The 15,877-nt window shown below is 72.0% G+C and carries 16 protein-coding genes; 9 read left to right on the top strand and 7 right to left on the bottom strand.

The features are described 5' to 3' along the window. The first annotated feature begins 152 nt into the window (after positions 1-152). The 8 genes from ACFU6I_RS17490 (at position 153) to lgt (ending at position 6,400) form a co-directional block, all read left to right on the top strand. A complete protein-coding gene (locus tag ACFU6I_RS17490; protein ID WP_384367059.1) occupies positions 153-404 on the top strand; it encodes an HGxxPAAW family protein in 252 nt (83 codons plus the stop codon). 75 nt (positions 405-479) lie between these two features. Further along, positions 480-995: a DUF2752 domain-containing protein gene (locus ACFU6I_RS17485; RefSeq protein ID WP_384367056.1), complete on the top strand. Its 516-nt coding sequence runs from the start codon at positions 480-482 to the stop codon at positions 993-995. A gap of 115 nt (positions 996-1,110) precedes the next feature. Then, positions 1,111-1,920, top strand: a complete 810-nt coding sequence (gene trpC / locus ACFU6I_RS17480) for an indole-3-glycerol phosphate synthase TrpC (RefSeq protein WP_384367053.1) — start codon at positions 1,111-1,113, stop codon at positions 1,918-1,920. An 8-nt stretch (positions 1,921-1,928) separates the two neighbouring features. After that, positions 1,929-2,147 carry a tryptophan biosynthesis modulator TrpM gene (gene trpM / locus ACFU6I_RS17475; RefSeq protein WP_266986747.1) on the top strand — a complete coding sequence of 73 codons (219 nt, stop codon included), beginning with the start codon at positions 1,929-1,931 and terminating at the stop codon, positions 2,145-2,147. Positions 2,148-2,282: 135 nt separating this feature from the next. After that, positions 2,283-3,569, top strand: coding sequence for a tryptophan synthase subunit beta (gene trpB / locus ACFU6I_RS17470; RefSeq protein ID WP_384367049.1), 1,287 nt, complete (start codon positions 2,283-2,285; stop codon positions 3,567-3,569). After that, on the top strand, positions 3,566-4,378 hold the full coding sequence (trpA, locus tag ACFU6I_RS17465; RefSeq protein ID WP_384367046.1) for a tryptophan synthase subunit alpha: 813 nt from the start codon (positions 3,566-3,568) through the stop codon (positions 4,376-4,378). The genes trpB and trpA overlap by 4 nt, the downstream gene beginning before the upstream one ends. A gap of 76 nt (positions 4,379-4,454) precedes the next feature. Continuing rightward, on the top strand, positions 4,455-5,282 hold the full coding sequence (locus tag ACFU6I_RS17460; RefSeq protein ID WP_384367043.1) for a thioredoxin domain-containing protein: 828 nt from the start codon (positions 4,455-4,457) through the stop codon (positions 5,280-5,282). 122 nt (positions 5,283-5,404) lie between these two features. Continuing rightward, a complete protein-coding gene (gene lgt / locus ACFU6I_RS17455; protein ID WP_384367040.1) occupies positions 5,405-6,400 on the top strand; it encodes a prolipoprotein diacylglyceryl transferase in 996 nt (331 codons plus the stop codon). Between the two features lie 123 nt (positions 6,401-6,523). Here the strand turns inward: lgt and ACFU6I_RS17450 are convergent, their stop codons facing one another. From ACFU6I_RS17450 to ACFU6I_RS17420, 7 genes are read right to left on the bottom strand one after another with little or no spacing between them, the layout of a single operon-like run. Then, positions 6,524-7,345, bottom strand: coding sequence for a CoA ester lyase (locus tag ACFU6I_RS17450; protein WP_266986759.1), 822 nt, complete (start codon positions 7,343-7,345; stop codon positions 6,524-6,526). Further along, complete coding sequence (locus ACFU6I_RS17445) at positions 7,342-8,541, bottom strand: CaiB/BaiF CoA transferase family protein (RefSeq protein ID WP_384367037.1); 1,200 nt, start codon at positions 8,539-8,541, stop codon at positions 7,342-7,344. Before ACFU6I_RS17445 ends, ACFU6I_RS17450 begins: the two co-directional genes overlap by 4 nt. Beyond that, the gene (gene rbsK / locus ACFU6I_RS17440; protein ID WP_384367034.1) at positions 8,538-9,422 is read right to left on the bottom strand and encodes a ribokinase; all 885 of its coding nucleotides are present in this window, start codon (positions 9,420-9,422) and stop codon (positions 8,538-8,540) included. Before rbsK ends, ACFU6I_RS17445 begins: the two co-directional genes overlap by 4 nt. Continuing rightward, entirely contained in the window at positions 9,419-10,795 is a 1,377-nt protein-coding gene (locus ACFU6I_RS17435) for an ADP-ribosylglycohydrolase family protein (RefSeq protein WP_384367031.1), read from the bottom strand. The genes rbsK and ACFU6I_RS17435 overlap by 4 nt, the downstream gene beginning before the upstream one ends. Beyond that, positions 10,792-11,967 carry an ADP-ribosylglycohydrolase family protein gene (locus ACFU6I_RS17430; RefSeq protein ID WP_384367028.1) on the bottom strand — a complete coding sequence of 392 codons (1,176 nt, stop codon included), beginning with the start codon at positions 11,965-11,967 and terminating at the stop codon, positions 10,792-10,794. Before ACFU6I_RS17430 ends, ACFU6I_RS17435 begins: the two co-directional genes overlap by 4 nt. Continuing rightward, a complete protein-coding gene (locus tag ACFU6I_RS17425; RefSeq protein ID WP_384367025.1) occupies positions 11,948-13,168 on the bottom strand; it encodes an ADP-ribosylglycohydrolase family protein in 1,221 nt (406 codons plus the stop codon). Before ACFU6I_RS17425 ends, ACFU6I_RS17430 begins: the two co-directional genes overlap by 20 nt. Continuing rightward, a complete protein-coding gene (locus tag ACFU6I_RS17420; RefSeq protein WP_384367107.1) occupies positions 13,165-14,271 on the bottom strand; it encodes an ADP-ribosylglycohydrolase family protein in 1,107 nt (368 codons plus the stop codon). Before ACFU6I_RS17420 ends, ACFU6I_RS17425 begins: the two co-directional genes overlap by 4 nt. A gap of 417 nt (positions 14,272-14,688) precedes the next feature. On the opposite strand from ACFU6I_RS17420, the gene ACFU6I_RS17415 reads away from it, so the two are divergent. Continuing rightward, positions 14,689-15,423 (top strand): VIT1/CCC1 transporter family protein, encoded by a 735-nt coding sequence (locus ACFU6I_RS17415; protein ID WP_384367022.1) that lies wholly within the window; start codon positions 14,689-14,691, stop codon positions 15,421-15,423. Positions 15,424-15,877: the final 454 nt, after the last annotated feature.

Genomic DNA, 15,877 nt, shown 5'->3' with positions numbered 1-15,877 from the left:
GACACACCCCGGGTACGACCCCCAGCTCACGTCGTACCCGTCCGTACGGGACAATGGTCGTGAGCTTTCTGCACAGCGGCAGCACAGCGCCACCAGCTTTGCGTACAGCGATACAGCGATACCCACAGCGCAACACCAACGAGGAGCAACTCATGGCGGGCAGCAGCCACGGTCACACCCCGGCCGCCTGGACCGGTGTCATCATCTCGTTCATCGGCTTCTGCGTCGCAGGCGTCTTCATGGTCGCGGCCAACCCGCTCGGCTTCTGGGCAGGTGTCGCGGTCATCCTCATCGGCGGAGTCGTCGGTTTCGCGATGAAGGCCGCCGGCCTCGGCATGCCGAAGGAGTCGGCCGAGATGGCCGCCGCCCGGGCGCGCGCCGGACAGGCCCAGACGTCCGCCTGACGCCGGTCGGAGCATCGTGAAAGGCGCAGCCCGGGCCGGGCTGCGCCTTTCCGCGTGAGCGGGGACAATCACCGGGTGGACGCCTCGCCTTCTCCCGAAGCCGCACCGGGCCCGCCCGGTCACCAGCCCGCGCCGGTCGTCGTGCCGGCGCCCGGTCACCCCGCGTCGGCCTTCCCGCCGGCACCCGTGCCCGCATCACCTTTCCGGCGGCTCGTCACCCCGGTGGCGGTGATGGCGGCCGTCATCGGGGCCTTCGGCTACGTCGGCGCCGTCGACCCCAACCAGCCGGGCCACTACCCGGTCTGCCCGATGCTGCAGGTCACCGGCCTGTTCTGCCCCGGCTGCGGCGGGCTGCGCAGCGCCCACGCCGTTGCCCACGGCGATATCGCCGCCGCCTTCGGCTCCAATGCCCTCGCCGTCGTCGGCTACGCGATCTTCGCCGCCGTCTGGGTGGTCTGGATGGTCCGCGCGAGCAGAGGAATGCCCGTACGGATCAACCTCGCACCGGCCTACTGGTGGGGGATCGGCGCTGTGCTGCTGATTTTCACCGTCGTTCGGAATCTGCCGTTCGGATCAGTACTGGCGCCATGAATGCCCAGCTAGTGGGACATTCGGCGGCCGGATGCGGGCCCTCGGCCCTCCTACGGATACCATCGAGATGGCTGATCCTGTTCCCTCATCACCGTCCCGGAAGGGGGCCGCTCGCGTGAGTGTGCTCGACGAGATCATCGACGGCGTCCGCGCCGACCTCGCAGAGCGGCAGGCGCGTGTCAGCCTCGACGAGCTCAAGGAACGCGCGGCGCGCGCTCCGGCGGCCAAGGACGGAGTCGCCGCCCTGCGCGGCGAGGGCGTGACCGTCATCTGCGAGGTCAAGCGCTCCAGCCCCTCCAAGGGGGCCCTGGCCGCGATCGCCGACCCGGCCGCGCTCGCCGCGGACTACGAGGCCGGTGGCGCGTCCGTCATCTCCGTCCTCACCGAGGAGCGTCGCTTCGGCGGTTCGCTCGCCGACCTGGAAGCCGTCCGCGCCAAGGTCGACATCCCGATCCTGCGCAAGGACTTCATCGTCACCTCGTACCAGCTCTGGGAGGCCCGCGCCTACGGCGCCGACCTCGCCCTGCTGATCGTCGCCGCCCTCGACCAGGAGGCCCTCGTCTCCCTGATCGAGCGCGCCGAGTCCATCGGCCTCACGCCGCTGGTCGAGGCGCACGACGAGGAGGAGGCGGAGCGCGCCGTCGACGCCGGAGCGAAGATCATCGGTATCAATGCGCGCAATCTGAAGGACCTCAAGGTCGACCGCTCCACCTTCGAGCGTGTCGCCCCCGAGATCCCGGCGGGCATCGTCAAGGTCGCCGAGTCCGGCGTCCGCGGCCCGCACGACCTCATCGCCTACGCAAATGCCGGCGCCGACGCCGTACTCGTCGGCGAGTCCCTGGTCACCGGTCGCGACCCGCGGGCCGCTGTCGCCGACCTGGTCGCCGCGGGCGCCCACCCGGCCCTGCGGCACGGACGGGGCTGACCCGCACCATGTCCGCCGACCGTCCCCTGCCCCGCACCCGGCCGCGCCTGCGCCTGGCCATGGTGACGGCTGCCCGGGACCCGCACGCGCCGCTGGCGCGCGGCTGCCGCCCCCGCGGCTGCCGCGCCCCCGCGCGCCGCGTGCACGGACGGCGGGTGCGGTATGTGATCGGCGACGAGCCCGGCCAGGTCAACGGCATGCGATGGCGCACGGGGACCGCGCTGTAGCGAGCCCCGGCCGACGTACTCGCACCACCCACTCGTACGTACGACCGCACCGTCCGACCGTCCCCGGTCGCGGCGGCGCTCTGCTGACGGCGCATACGGTGAACCCACCCGTTGCCATGACGAGGAGCACGTCGGATGTCATCTGACTTCTTCATTCCGGACCCCGAGGGTCTGATCCCCAGCGCCGAGGGCTACTTCGGCGCGTTCGGCGGCAAGTTCATCCCGGAGGCGCTCGTCGCCGCCGTGGACGAGGTCGCCGTCGAGTACGACAAGGCGAAGGCCGACCCGGCCTTCGCCGCCGAGCTCAATGAGCTCATGGTCAACTACACCGGTCGGCCCAGTGCGCTGACCGAGGTGCCCCGCTTCGCCGAGCACGCGGGCGGAGCCCGGATCTTCCTCAAGCGCGAGGACCTGAACCACACCGGCTCGCACAAGATCAACAACGTGCTGGGCCAGGCACTGCTCACCAAGCGCATGGGCAAGACCCGCGTCATCGCCGAGACCGGCGCCGGCCAGCACGGCGTCGCCACCGCGACCGCCTGCGCCCTCTTCGGCCTCGAATGCACCATCTACATGGGTGAGATCGACACCGAGCGGCAGGCGCTGAACGTGGCGCGGATGCGGATGCTCGGCGCCGAGGTCGTCGCCGTGAAATCCGGCTCCCGCACACTCAAGGACGCCATCAACGAGGCGTTCCGCGACTGGGTCGCCAATGTGGACCGCACGCACTACCTCTTCGGTACGGTCGCGGGCCCGCACCCCTTCCCGGCGATGGTCCGCGACTTCCACCGCGTCATCGGCGTCGAGGCCCGACGACAGGTCCTGGAACGGACCGGCCGGCTGCCGGACGCCGCGATCGCCTGTGTCGGCGGCGGCTCCAACGCCATCGGCCTGTTCCACGCCTTCATCCCGGACGCGCACGTCCGGCTGATCGGCTGCGAGCCGGCCGGACACGGCGTGGAGACCGGCGAGCACGCGGCGACCCTGACCGCGGGCGAGCCCGGCATCCTGCACGGCTCGCGCAGTTACGTCCTCCAGGACGACGAGGGCCAGATCACCGAGCCCTACTCCATCTCGGCCGGTCTGGACTACCCGGGCATCGGCCCGGAGCACGCGTACCTCAAGGACATCGGTCGCGGCGAGTACCGCGCGGTCACCGACGATGCCGCCATGCAGGCGCTGCTGCTGCTCTCCCGCACCGAAGGGATCATTCCGGCCATCGAGAGCGCCCACGCGCTGGCCGGAGCCCTGGAGGTCGGCAAGGAGTTCGGCAAGGACGCACTGCTCGTGGTCAACCTGTCCGGCCGTGGCGACAAGGACATGGACACGGCGGCCCGCTACTTCGGGCTGTACGACGCGGACGCGACCGTCGAGGCGGACGCGGGGAACGGCGACGCCGAGATCGAGGAGGACGCCAAGTGAGTGGCAACATCGAGCTGTTGAGCGCCGCTCTCGCCGGCGCCAAGGCGGAGGACCGTGCCGCGCTCATCGCCTACCTGCCGGCCGGGTTCCCGACGGTCGACGGCGGTATCGAGGCCGTGAAGGCCGTCGTCGCCGGTGGTGCCGATGTCGTTGAGGTGGGCCTGCCGCACAGCGACCCCGTGCTCGACGGGCCGGTCATCCAGACAGCCGACGACATCGCTCTGCGCGGCGGCGTGAAGATCGCCGACGTGATGCGTACGGTCCGCGAGGCGTACGAGGCGACCGGCGCCCCGATCCTTGTCATGACGTACTGGAACCCCATCGACCGGTACGGCATCGAGCGGTTCACCGCCGAGCTCGCCGAGGCGGGCGGCGCCGGGTGCATCCTGCCCGACCTGCCGGTCCAGGAGTCCTCGGTGTGGCGCGAGCACGCCGACAAGCACGGTCTCGCGACCGTCTTCGTCGTCGCACCGAGCAGCAAGGACGAGCGCCTCACCACCATCACCGCGGCCGGCTCCGGCTTCGTCTACGCGGCCTCGCTGATGGGGGTCACCGGCACCCGCGAATCGGTCGGCGAGCAGGCCCAGGACCTGGTCCGGCGCACCTGCGCAACGACCGAGCTCCCGGTCTGCGTCGGCCTCGGCGTCTCCAACGCCCAGCAGGCCGCCGAGGTCGCGGTCTTCGCCGACGGGGTGATCGTCGGCTCCGCCTTCGTCAAGCGGATCCTGGACGCCCCCGACGAGGCGTCCGGTCTCGCCGCGGTCCGCTCATTGGCGGGCGAATTGGCCGAAGGCGTTCGAAAGCGCTGACATCGGGTGTAATCCATCCGGGTGGACCTGGGGCCGGGGAGGCACGCGCGTGCCTCCCCGGTTCGTTGCTGCGGGTGTGAGCGAGAACAACCAAGAGGGAAAAAGGGCCGCGCGCGACCGGCTCATCCAGCAGCGTGAGCAGGAGAAGGCGCGCGAGCGCCGCCGGCGCACGCTGATCGTCTCCACCGCCGTGGTGGGTGTGCTGGCGCTGGCCGCCGTCATCGGCGTGATCGCCGCGAATTCGGGGGGCAAGGGCAACAAGGCGAGCAAGTCGGGGCCGGCCGTCGCACCGTCGGGGGCGACGGGCAAGGACAGCCTGGCCATCCAGGTGGGCGCGAACGACGCCCCGTCCACGCTGACGGTCTGGGAGGACTTCCGCTGCCCGGTCTGTGGCCAGTTCGAGAATGCGTTCCGGAACACGATCCACGAGCTGGAGAACACCGGACAGCTCAAGGTCCTGTACCACCTGGTCACGCTCATCGACGGCAATCTCGGCGGCAGCGGATCGCTGGACGCGGCCAATGCGGCCGCTTGCGCGCAGGACGTCGGGAAGTTCTCCGCGTACCACGACGTCCTGTACCGCAATCAGCCGCCGGAGACCGACGACGCCTTCGGCAAGAGCAGCAAGCTGATCGAGCTGGCGGGCAAGGTCGAGGGCCTCGACACGCCCGACTTCCGCAGCTGCGTGGAGGACGGCACGCACAACACCTGGGTCCAGAAGTCCCACACCGCCTTCCAGAACGGCGGATTCCAGGGCACGCCGACCGCGCTCCTCAACGGCGAATCGATCTTCCCGAAGAAGGGGAACGAACCGATCACCGAGGCGAACCTGAAGAAGTGGGTCGTCGAGGCGAACAAGGGCAAGAAGCCGGTGAAGGTCACACCGTCGCCCTCCGGTTCCTGAGTCACCCCGCTGACGTGGGCTGCGGGGCGGCCCGGACGGGGAATTGATGACCGGCTCGTTACCCAGAAGTTGTCGGGCGGGTTGCCGCACCTCCCGCCCGGCAGGGTAGCGTCGACCCTGTCATGGACCTTGCCTACATTCCCAGCCCGTCGACCGGCGTGATCAATCTCGGCCCGATCCCGCTTCGCGGCTACGCGTTCTGCATCATCATCGGTGTGTTTGTCGCCGTCTGGTTCGGCAACAAGCGCTGGATCGCCCGGGGCGGCAGAGCCGGCACGGTGGCCGACATCGCCGTCTGGGCCGTGCCCTTCGGTCTCGTCGGCGGTCGGCTCTACCACGTCATCACCGACTATCAGCTGTATTTCAGCGACGGTGAGAACTGGGTCGATGCCTTCAAGATCTGGCAGGGAGGCCTCGGTATCTGGGGCGCGATCGCGCTCGGCGCGGTCGGCGCCTGGATCGGCTGCCGTCGTCGAGGTATCCCGCTGCCCGCCTGGGCCGACGCGCTCGCCCCCGGCATCGCCATCGCCCAGGCGTTCGGCCGCTGGGGCAACTGGTTCAACCAGGAGCTGTACGGCAAGCCGACGGATCTGCCGTGGGCGCTGAAGATCAGCGAAGGTCCCAACCGGGTCGCCGGAACGTACCACCCGACGTTCCTGTACGAGTCGCTGTGGTGCGTGGGCGTCGCCCTGCTGGTGATCTGGGCCGACCGCCGCTTCAAGCTCGGACACGGGCGGGCATTCGCGCTGTACGTCGCGGCGTACTGCACGGGTCGCGCCTGGATCGAGTACATGCGGGTCGACGAGGCGCACCACATCCTGGGCCTGCGCCTGAATGTGTGGACCGCGCTCATCATGTTCGTGCTGGCGGTGACGTACATCGTGATCTCGGCGAAGGTACGGCCGGGGCGCGAGGAGGTCGTCGAGCCGGGAGCGGCCGAGGACGCCAAGGGCGTCGAGGACGCGGCGCCCGACGCGGATGCCGCCGGTGACACGGACCGTGACGGCGACGCCGTCGGCGACACGCAGGCGCCCGATGCGGAGGCGCCGGATGCGGAGGCGCCGGATGCGGAGGCGCCGGAGAAGAACGGCACCGCAGAAGCAGCCAAGAACGCCTGACGCCACCCGTCTGTACGAAAGGCCCCGAACCAAACGGCTCGGGGCCTTTCGCTGTTCCCCCACCGAGGTCTCGGCCCCCGGCCCCCGCTTCTCGGTCGCCGGAGGCGCTGGATCCTTCCCCCGTCACCCCACCCGTTCCGCCAGCGCCAGCGTCCGGCGAGCCGAAGCCACCACTGCCGCGTCCACGAAGCGGCCGTCCGGCAGTGCCAGCGCACCCGCATCCGTCAGCGCCGCCGCCACGATCTCCTGCGCCGCCTCGATCTCCTCCGCCGTCGGCCGGAATGCCCGTTCGATGACCGGCAGCTGCCGGGGGTGGATCGCCGCCCGGCCGACGAATCCCAGCGCCCTCCCGTGCACGCAGGACTTCCACAGCCCGTCCAGGTCCAGGACGTCCGGGAACACCGACTGGGTCGGCGGGGCGAGCCCTGCCGCGCGGGCGGCGACCACCACCCGGCTGCGCGACCAGTCCAGGCCCGTGTCGTCCCGTACGCCCAGATCGGCCCGGAGATCGATCTCGCCGATGGCGATGGAGCGGACCTGGGAGTGGGAGGCCGCGATCGTGTACGCGTGCTCGATGCCGAGCGCCGACTCCAGCAGCGGACAGAGCGCGACGCCGGGGGCCAGAGCCGCGATGTGATGGACGGTCGCGGCATGCGTGATCTTGGGCAGCCGCAGTCCGGCCAGGCCGGGAAGTCCGGCCAGGGCCAGGATGTCGGCTTCGGTGTGGACCCGGACATGCACCGGCACACCGTCCGTGCCGGCGAGCGGTTCGGCGAGGAGTTCGGCGGTGGCGGACCGTGCATACGCCTTGCGGTCCGGCGCGACCGCGTCCTCCAGATCGACGATCACCACGTCCGCACCCGAATCGCGCGCCTTGCGCACCACGTCCGGACGGTCCCCGGGGACGTACAGCCAGGTCAGAGGCACCGCTGCCGCCGCCGTCACAGCACGCTCCCCGCCCGCAGCGCGGCGATCTCCGGATTCGTCAGGCCGAGCCCGGTGAGAATCTCGTCGGTGTCCGCGCCGTGCGGCCGGCCCGCCCAGCGGATCGCCCCCGGGGTCCCGGACAGCCGGAAGAGGACGTTCTGCATACGCAGCGGGCCCAGCTCCGGGTCGGGGACCTCGGTGATGGAGTTCAGGGCCCGGTACTGCGGGTCCTCCATCACGTCCCGGATGTCATGGATCGGCGCGATGGCTGCCTCCGCCTTCTCGAACGCGGAGATCGCGTCGTCACGGGTGTGCCGGGCGATCCAGTCGCCGACCGCCTCGTCGAGTTCGTCGGAGTGGTCGGCGCGGGTGGCGCCGGACGCGAACCACGGCTCGTCGATCAGTTCCGCGCGGCCGACCAGATGCATCACCCGTTCGGCGATCGACTGGGCGGACGTGGACACGGCGACCCACTGACCGTCGGACGTGCGGTACGTATTGCGCGGGGCGTTGTTGCGCGAGCGGTTGCCGGTGCGTTCCTGGACGTATCCGAGCTGGTCGTACCAGAGCGGCTGCGGGCCGAGCACGGTCAGGATCGGCTCGATGATCGCCATGTCGACGACCTGCCCCTCCCCGGTGCGGTCCCGCCCGGCCAGCGCCGCCATCACGGCGTACGCGGTGGCGAGCGCCGCGATCGAGTCGGCGAGCCCGAAGGGCGGCAGGGTCGGCGGCCCGTCCGGCTCCCCGGTGATCGCGGCGAACCCGCTCATGGCCTCGGCGAGTGTGCCGAAGCCGGGGCGGTGCGCATGCGGGCCGAACTGGCCGAAGCCGGTGACCCGGGTGAGCACCAGCCGCGGGTTGGCGGCGTGCAGCTCCTCCCAGCCGATGCCCCACCGTTCCAGTGTCCCCGGCCGGAAGTTCTCGATGATCACATCGGTGGACGCGGCCAGCCGCAGCAGGACGTCGCGGCCGCCGCGAGCGGAGAGATCGAGGGTCAGATTGCGTTTGTTGCGGCCGAGCAGCTTCCACCACAGACCGATGCCGTCCTTCGTCGGGCCGTGCCCGCGCGACGGATCGGGTTTCCGTGGATGCTCGACCTTGATCACCTCGGCGCCGAAGTCGCCGAGCATGGTGGCCGCGAGGGGGCCCGCGAAGAGCGTGGCGAGGTCGAGGACCCGCAGACCGGTGAGGGGTGCTTCCCCGGGCGCGGTCATGCGGCGTCGATCTCGCTGCGGTACGGCATGGAGGCCGAGGCGCCCGGCTTCTGCACACAGAGTGCGGCGGCCGACGACGCCCAGGCCAGCGCCTCCGGTACGGAACGCCCCTCGCCGAGCGCCACGGCGAGCGTGCCGACGAAGGTGTCCCCGGCGCCGGTGGTGTCCACGGCGGTGACCTCGGGCGCAGGGAAGTGGATCTTTTCGGTGCCCCGGGACGCGTACAGGCAGCCCTTCGCGCCGAGCGTGATGACGACCTCGGGGACCTGCCGGAGCAGGATGTCCGCCGCCGCGTGGGGTTCGACGTGCCCGGAGAGCGCGGCGGCCTCGTGCTCATTGGGAATCAGGAGATCGATGGTGTCGAAGAGTTGGTCCGGCAGCGGTTGCACGGGGGAGGGGGTGAGAATCGTCCGTACACCCTGCGCATGCGCGACCCGCGCCCCTTCCAGCACGGCGGACAGGGGCAGTTCCAGTTGCAGGAGCAGCAGGTCGGCGCCCGCGATGGCGGCCATCTCGCCGGGGCCGAGGGAGGTGACGGTTCCGTTGGCGCCGGGGATCACCACGATTGCGTTGCCGCCCGCGTCGTCGACGACGATGTGCGCGGTGCCGCTGGGGCCCTCCGCGGTGTGCAACAGGTCGGTGTCCACGCCCGCGTGCTCCAGTGCGGACCGCAGCTGCGCCCCGTACGCGTCGTCACCGACCGCGCCGATCATCATCACGTCGGCGCCCGCGCGGGCGGCGGCGACGGCCTGGTTCGCGCCCTTGCCGCCGGGGACGGTGCGGAACTCCCGCCCGGTGACGGTCTCTCCGCGCTGCGGAGCCCGTGCGACGTAGGCGACAAGGTCCATATTGGTGCTGCCGAGCACCGCGATGCCGGTCATGGGCGGCGTGCCTCCTCGTGGATGAGCCGGTGGGTCATTTCGGCGAGTGCGTCGAAGCCGATGGAGTCGAATCCGGGAACGGATGTGCCGAGCCGGTTCCCCAGCGGGGTGGTCCATCGGTCGGGCAGCGCCTCGGGCCGGCCGGCCAGCAGACCGGCAAGGGAACCGGCGGTCGCACCGTTCGAGTCGGTGTCCCAACCACCGGCCACCGCACGGCAGATGGAGCCGGAGAAGTCGCCGTCGGCGTGGGTGAGAGCAGCGGCGAGCAGAGCGGCGTTGGGCAGTACATGGACCCAGTGGTACCCGCCGAACTCGGCGTGCAGCCGGTCGACGACCTCGTCGAAGTCCTCCTCACCGCGGGCCGCGTCGATCCCGGTGCGGACCGCGTGCGCGAACCGGGAGCGGGGCGGTACGACGCGCAGACCGGCCGTCAGACAGCCGTGCACATCCGCGGCGCCACCGGCCGCCTCGGCGAGCGCCGCGGCGGTGAACATCGCCCCGTACACACCGTTGCCGGTATGCGTGAGGACGGCGTCCCGGTGTGCCTGCTCGGCCGCGGCCGCCGGGTCGCCGGGGTGGGTCCAGCCGTGCACGTCGGCGCGGATCCGGGCGCCGATCCACTCCCGGAACGGGTTGCGGTGCCGGGCGGTGTCCGGCGGTTCGATGCCGTCGAGCAGATTGCGGTACGCGACCCGCTCGGCGGTGAAGGTGCGGCCCGCGGGAAGTTCGTCGAGCCAGAGCCGGGCGAGATCGGCGGTACGGAAGGACGGCCCGTACCGCTGGATCAACAGCACGGTCAGGAGAGGGTAGTTGAGGTCGTCGTCCTCCGGCGTTCCGTCGATGTTCTCGGCGAGCGAGGTGGCTGCGGAGCGACGGTTCCAGGGGTGGGCGGATGCAAGTTCCGCGGGCAGGCCCTTCGCGGTGAACCAGGTGGCGAGCGGCCAGTTCCCGGTGGCCCTGGCCAGCGCACGGATCCCCGCGAGGGGCAGTTTCTCGACGGGTTTGCCGAGCACGCAGCCGGCCGCACGCCCCAGCCACGCCGCCTCCAGCGGGGCCGTGCCGGCCGGTGAGGGGGCCGTGCGGGACGCCGGCCAGTACGGGCAGGCCGCCCGGATCGCGGCGAGATCCGTCGGCTCGTCGACATGCAGCGGCGAGGTGAGCCCGGCGAGTTCGTCGAGCAGGCCCTCGGCGAGCGCGCGCAGGGCGGGTGGCGCGGGGGACTTCGACGCGCCCGCGCGCTCCGGGGCGGGTGCGCCGCCCGCCGCGTACCACCTGCGTTCGATGTGCCGCGCGTCCCGGCCGTCCTCGGCCGCCTGGCGCAGCTCGTGCCCGATCAGGTCCTCGGGTTGCACCCAGGTGACCCGCACGGTCATGGCGTGCCTGCCAGCGTCGCGAACGCCGCCTCGTGTGCACGCCGCCGGGCGGTGTCCCGTGCGAACACCTCGCGGGCGACGTCCGTGAGCGTCCGTGCCGGCGCGTGCAGATCGAGGCGGCTGGCCTCCGCCACCGTTTTCACCCAGGTGGCGGGGATTGCCGCTTCGCCGTGCAGCGCGCCCGCGAGCGCGCCGCTCATCGTGGCGATCGAGTCGCAGTCGCGGCCGTAGTTCACCGATCCGAGCACCGCTTGCCGGTAGTCGCCGTCCGCGACGAGCAGCATTCCGAGGGCGATCGGCAGCTCCTCGACGGCGTGCAGCCGGGACGGCCGGCGGGCGCCGAGGGACGGAGAGCGGTAGTCGGGTCCGACGGTGTCGAAGGGGGCCACCGCGGCACGCAGCGGCGCCAGCGCCGTCTCGAAGTCCTGGTGCCGGACGGCCACTTCGCACACGGCCTCGATGGCGGTCCGGGTTCCGTCCTTGGCGAGCGACAGGCAGGTGTCGACGACGGTGGCGGGCGTCGCGTCCGGGGCGCAGGCGGCGGCGACGGCCGCCGCGAAGACCCCGGCCGCCTCCCTCCCGTACGACGACTGATGGGCGCCCGCGAGGTCCAGTGCCTCGGCGTACGCGGCCTGCGGATGCGCGGCGTTGACCAGACCGACCGGCGCCATGTACATCGCCGCACCGCAGTTCACGATGTTTCCGGAGCCCGCCTCGCGCGGATCGACATGGCCGTAGTGGAGCCGGGCGACGATCCACTTCTCGGCGAGGAAGACCCGTTGCAGTGGCAGGGCCTCGGCCTGCAGCTCCGGAATCCAGCGGGGGTTCGCGATCAGCTCCGGTACGAGGTGGTCGGCCACGGAGTACGCGTCGAGGTGGTCCCGTACGGCGCCGTACACCCGTACCAGCGCATGGGTCATCAGGGTGTCGTCGGTGACGTGCCCGTCACCCTTGTAGTAAGGGGCGATGGGGCGGGCGGTGCGCCAGTCGTCGCCGTCCCACGGGCCGACGATGCCGGTGACCCGGCCGCCGTGGCGTTCGGCGATCTGCTCCGCGGACCGGCCCTCGACCGGGCCCCCGAGCGCGTCGCCGACGGCGGCGCCGACGAGGGCGCCGCCGATCCGTTCATCGAGGGTGAGCGCGGTGGGCAGTTTATTCCCTGTGGGCGTCATGTCGGAATTGTCCACCCGGAGGAGCTGGTTCCGTGTCTGTCAGCAGCCCGGCGAGTTCGATGAGATCCGTGCCCGCGAGTCGGGGCAGCGCACACCCGGCGAGGGTGCGGCAGGCCTCGCGCCAGCCGTCCGGGACGGCGGCGATACCGCCGAGCGCGCCGGTCAGCGCACCGGCCAGGGCGGGCGCCGAGTCCGCGACCCGTGACAGGCAGGCCGCCGCCGGAATGGCCTGGGCGATCTCGCCCCGGGCGGCGGTGGCGAGGGCGAGCGCGACCGGCACGGTCTCGGCGGCGGCGATCCCGTAGCTGTACACATGATCGACGATCTGATGCTCCAGCACCGGTACGAGCGCGAAGGCGCCCGCCGCCTCGCCCACGAAGTCCCGGGCGATCCGGACGGCGTGCGCGGCGTTGCGGGCGATCTCGGTGCCGTCGGGGAGCTGGGCGAGTGCGGCGTTCACCACGGTGTCGACATCGGCCCCGCCCAGCGCCTCGGCGATCGCGGCGGCCATCGCACGGGCACCGTGCACACCGTCGCCGTCCTGCGTGTATCGGGCGTCGAACTCGGCGAGTTCGGCGGCGGCTTCGGGCTCACCGGGGTGGACGACCGCCAGCACGGCGGCCCGCACACAGGCCGCGTCGTCGAAATAGTGCGGGTTGTCGTGGCCGGTTGCGGGCGGCCGCAGCCCGGCGGCGAGATTGCCGAGCCCGGCCCGGACCGAGATCCGGGCGCGCAGGGGGAGGACCGCCGACTCGACCTCCGGCGCCTGCGCGGCAGCCGCGGCGACCTCAGCGGCCAGCGCGTTCCAGGAGAGATCGATGGCGGCCCGCATCCGGCGCTCGGGGGAGAGATGGTGCAGCGACCCCGCCTCCGAGGCGAGCACGGTCCCGGCGGCGAACGCGGCCCATTCGGCATCGTCCGACGGCCCGAGTCGCAGCGGTTCGGGCGGCTGGTTGAGGGCGATCGGCACGGGCAGGGTGGTGGTGGCGTTCTGCTCGGCGAAGGTGTCGAGCTCCCGGGTGAGGCGCCGGGTCCACTCCGGCATCCGGGCCGCCCGGTGGCGCGCGGCGGGCCACCCCGCGGCATCCCCCGAGGCGAGCCCGAGGAGCAGTCCCTCGATCCGGGCGCGGCGCCCGGGCAGGGGCCGGGCGGGGAGGGAGGCGGGGTCGCTGGTGCGGCGAGTGTCGCGTGCCGTGGTCATGACGCGACCACCGCCGGTTCGCCTGCGCCGCCGTCTGCCCCGGCTGTCGGTTCGCCTGCCCCGCCGACCGCCCCGCCCGCCCTGCCGGTCCCGCCCATCGGGTCCGCCTCGTCCGTCTCGTCCGGCGTGAGCAGCTCCGCGATGTCCAGGACGTGGTAGCCCCGCATCGACGGCAGACAGCTGCCCCGGACCGGTCCGATCGCCTCGCCCCAGATCCGCGGGATCGCGGACACTCCGTGCAGTGCGCCGGCCAGCGCTCCCGCAACGGCCGCCGTCGTGTCCGCGTCGCGGCCCATGTTGACCGCGGTCAGGACCGCCGTACGGAAATCGCCGCGGGCCGCCGCGAACGCGCCGAACGCCAGGCCGACCGCCTCCGGCGCCAGGTCCGTCCATGGATATCCGCCGACCACCACCGCCGAGCGCACGGCCCGCTCCGTGGTGAGCCGGTCGGGATGGGCGCGCTGGGCGGCAGCCACGGCGCGGCGCAGCGAGCGCGCCGTCCAGGAGTCCATCGGTACGACGGACAGCGCGGCCGCGATCACGGAAGCGACCCCCGCGCCGACCATCGCGGCGGCCACTCCGGCCGCCACCGCCTGGCCGCCGTAGATACCCTCGCCGTCGTGGCTGACCCGGCCGTCGACCGCGACCAGGCGCGCGGCCTCCGCGGGCCGGCCTGCCGCGAACACGCCGAACGGCGCCGCCCGCATCGCGAGTCCGTCGCTCCAGGCGTGCCGGTGCTGGGCGGAGATCGGGGCGGCGAGACCCCGGCGCAGGTTCTCCAGCGTGCCGCGCTCGCTGAATCCGGCGCCGCGGAACGGCCCCTCGTCCAGGTCGGCGATCCACAGGTGCCAGGCCCGCTCGACGTGGGTGACGGTCAGAGCCGAACCGTGCCGGGCGAGCAACAGCCCGGAGAAGATCGCATACTCCGTGTCATCGGTGCCCGCCGGGTCGTCGCTGACGAAGCCCTCGATCCGGCCCCAGCGGCGGCGGATCTCGGACGGCCGCAGGTTCTCCGCCGGTGCGCCCAGGGCGTCACCCACGGCGAGCCCCAGGAGCGCGCCACGGGCCCGGTCGGCCCGGTCGAGGCGTCCGGCGTGGAGCATGTGGTCCGCATGGGCCGACCGGCCCCTGCCGGGGGCGTCCGGGGCGTGCCGTGCGGCCTCCGCCGCACCGCCTGCGCCCGCACCGCCCGTGCCCGTTGAGCCCGCGCTCGTACGGCCCGTCGGCCGCTCTGCCGGATTACCCGCAATCGACTCCATCGCGTCGACCCTTCGCTCGTACCGAGCCAGTTCTCGTGCCTGTCCGATCTGTGCCACGCGGAGACCCGACAAAGGCCGATAAGCGTGACAAAAGGGCCAGTCGGATGACGGCCTGCCTCTCCTGAGGCAGGCCTTGCTTACCTGGTCAGAGGGCAGGTAAGTACGGCCTGGCTTGCTGGCGGGGGGCTCTTTTCGTGCGTAGTTTCGAGGGTGTTGAGGGGGCGGAGCGAGTGAATCCCGCTGCCGGAGAAGGGGAGAGCTGTGTCCATCATCGAGACCGACGCCGTCCTGCATGAGGCGCACCGTGACAACCACACCCACCGTGATGTGAACGGCGGCTGGCTGCGCCCCGCGGTCTTCGGTGCGATGGACGGACTCGTCTCCAACCTCGCGCTGATGACCGGCGTAGCGGGCGGCTCGGTGTCCCAGCAGACGCTCGTGATCACCGGTCTGGCGGGTCTGGCCGCCGGTGCGTTCTCCATGGCGGCCGGCGAGTACACCTCCGTCGCTTCGCAACGAGAGCTTGTCGAGGCCGAACTCGACGTCGAGCGCCGCGAATTGCGCAAGCACCCCGCGGACGAGATGGAAGAGCTCGCCGCGCTGTACGAGTCCCGTGGTGTCGAGCCCGGGCTCGCCCGCGAGGTCGCCCGGCAGCTGTCCCGCGATCCGGAGCAGGCCCTGGAGATACACGCCCGCGAGGAGCTCGGCATCGACCCGAGCGATCTGCCGTCGCCGCTGGTCGCCGCCGTGTCGTCGTTCGGCGCGTTCGCGCTGGGGGCGCTGCTGCCCGTACTGCCGTATCTGCTCGGAGCACACGCCCTGTGGCCCGCGGTGCTGCTGGCGCTCATCGGGCTCTTCGGCTGCGGCGCGGTGGTGGCCAGGGTGACGGCGCGCAGCTGGTGGTTCAGCGGGCTGCGGCAGCTGACGCTCGGTGGTACGGCCGCGGCGATCACCTACGGGCTGGGCACGTTGTTCGGTGTGGCCGTCGGGGGCTGAGGCCCGGTCCGTCATCCCTGACGGGCGCACGACGACAGCTGTGGCACCTCGCCGGGTTGTCGGACATCCGAATGAGTCCAGCATGCGGACGTCCCTCCGCCCTGCGATGCACCTCATCCGATCGGCGCGCCGAGCCCCGTCGGGGATGACGGGACAGTCTTCGGGGTCGCTCGTTCGGATCATGCCGGGCCCGCGGGTTCGGCACACATGTCTGCGGCGTTGCCGTCGGTCTTCCCCGGGCTCTCGGCTTCGCTCGAGCGGGCGAGCCCTCCCATTCGCTTCGCGGGGAGCGTGACCGGGCCCGCGTTCGCCGTCTGTCCGCACTGTGCCGTCACGGGCCGGACGGGCCCGACTGTCCCGCCTGTCCCGCGTCGCGCGTGGACGTCCGGGGTGTGTGCGCGGATCATGCCCGTAACCTGGGCGCCATCCGTGTGACGTACGTCTTGGCCGACGC

This window comes from Streptomyces sp. NPDC057486 (assembly GCF_042802415.1).
GTDB classification, from domain to species: Bacteria; Actinomycetota; Actinomycetes; order Streptomycetales; family Streptomycetaceae; genus Streptomyces; species Streptomyces yanii.
The sequence above is the reverse complement of the archived record's forward strand: the minus strand, read 5'-3'. Positions and strand labels throughout refer to the sequence as shown.

Excerpts from the sequence above, each read along its gene's own strand:
- ACFU6I_RS17490 (WP_384367059.1), top strand. The coding sequence starts at position 153 with ATGGCGGGCAGCAGCCACGGTCACACCCCGGCCGCCTGGACCGGTGTC.
- trpM (WP_266986747.1), top strand. The coding sequence starts at position 1,929 with ATGTCCGCCGACCGTCCCCTGCCCCGCACCCGGCCGCGCCTGCGCCTG.
- trpB (WP_384367049.1), top strand. The coding sequence starts at position 2,283 with ATGTCATCTGACTTCTTCATTCCGGACCCCGAGGGTCTGATCCCCAGC.
- lgt (WP_384367040.1), top strand. The coding sequence starts at position 5,405 with ATGGACCTTGCCTACATTCCCAGCCCGTCGACCGGCGTGATCAATCTC.
- ACFU6I_RS17445 (WP_384367037.1), bottom strand. The coding sequence starts at position 8,541 with ATGACCGCGCCCGGGGAAGCACCCCTCACCGGTCTGCGGGTCCTCGAC.
- rbsK (WP_384367034.1), bottom strand. The coding sequence starts at position 9,422 with ATGACCGGCATCGCGGTGCTCGGCAGCACCAATATGGACCTTGTCGCC.
- ACFU6I_RS17435 (WP_384367031.1), bottom strand. The coding sequence starts at position 10,795 with ATGACCGTGCGGGTCACCTGGGTGCAACCCGAGGACCTGATCGGGCAC.
- ACFU6I_RS17430 (WP_384367028.1), bottom strand. The coding sequence starts at position 11,967 with ATGACGCCCACAGGGAATAAACTGCCCACCGCGCTCACCCTCGATGAA.
- ACFU6I_RS17425 (WP_384367025.1), bottom strand. The coding sequence starts at position 13,168 with ATGACCACGGCACGCGACACTCGCCGCACCAGCGACCCCGCCTCCCTC.
- ACFU6I_RS17420 (WP_384367107.1), bottom strand. The coding sequence starts at position 14,271 with ATGCTCCACGCCGGACGCCTCGACCGGGCCGACCGGGCCCGTGGCGCG.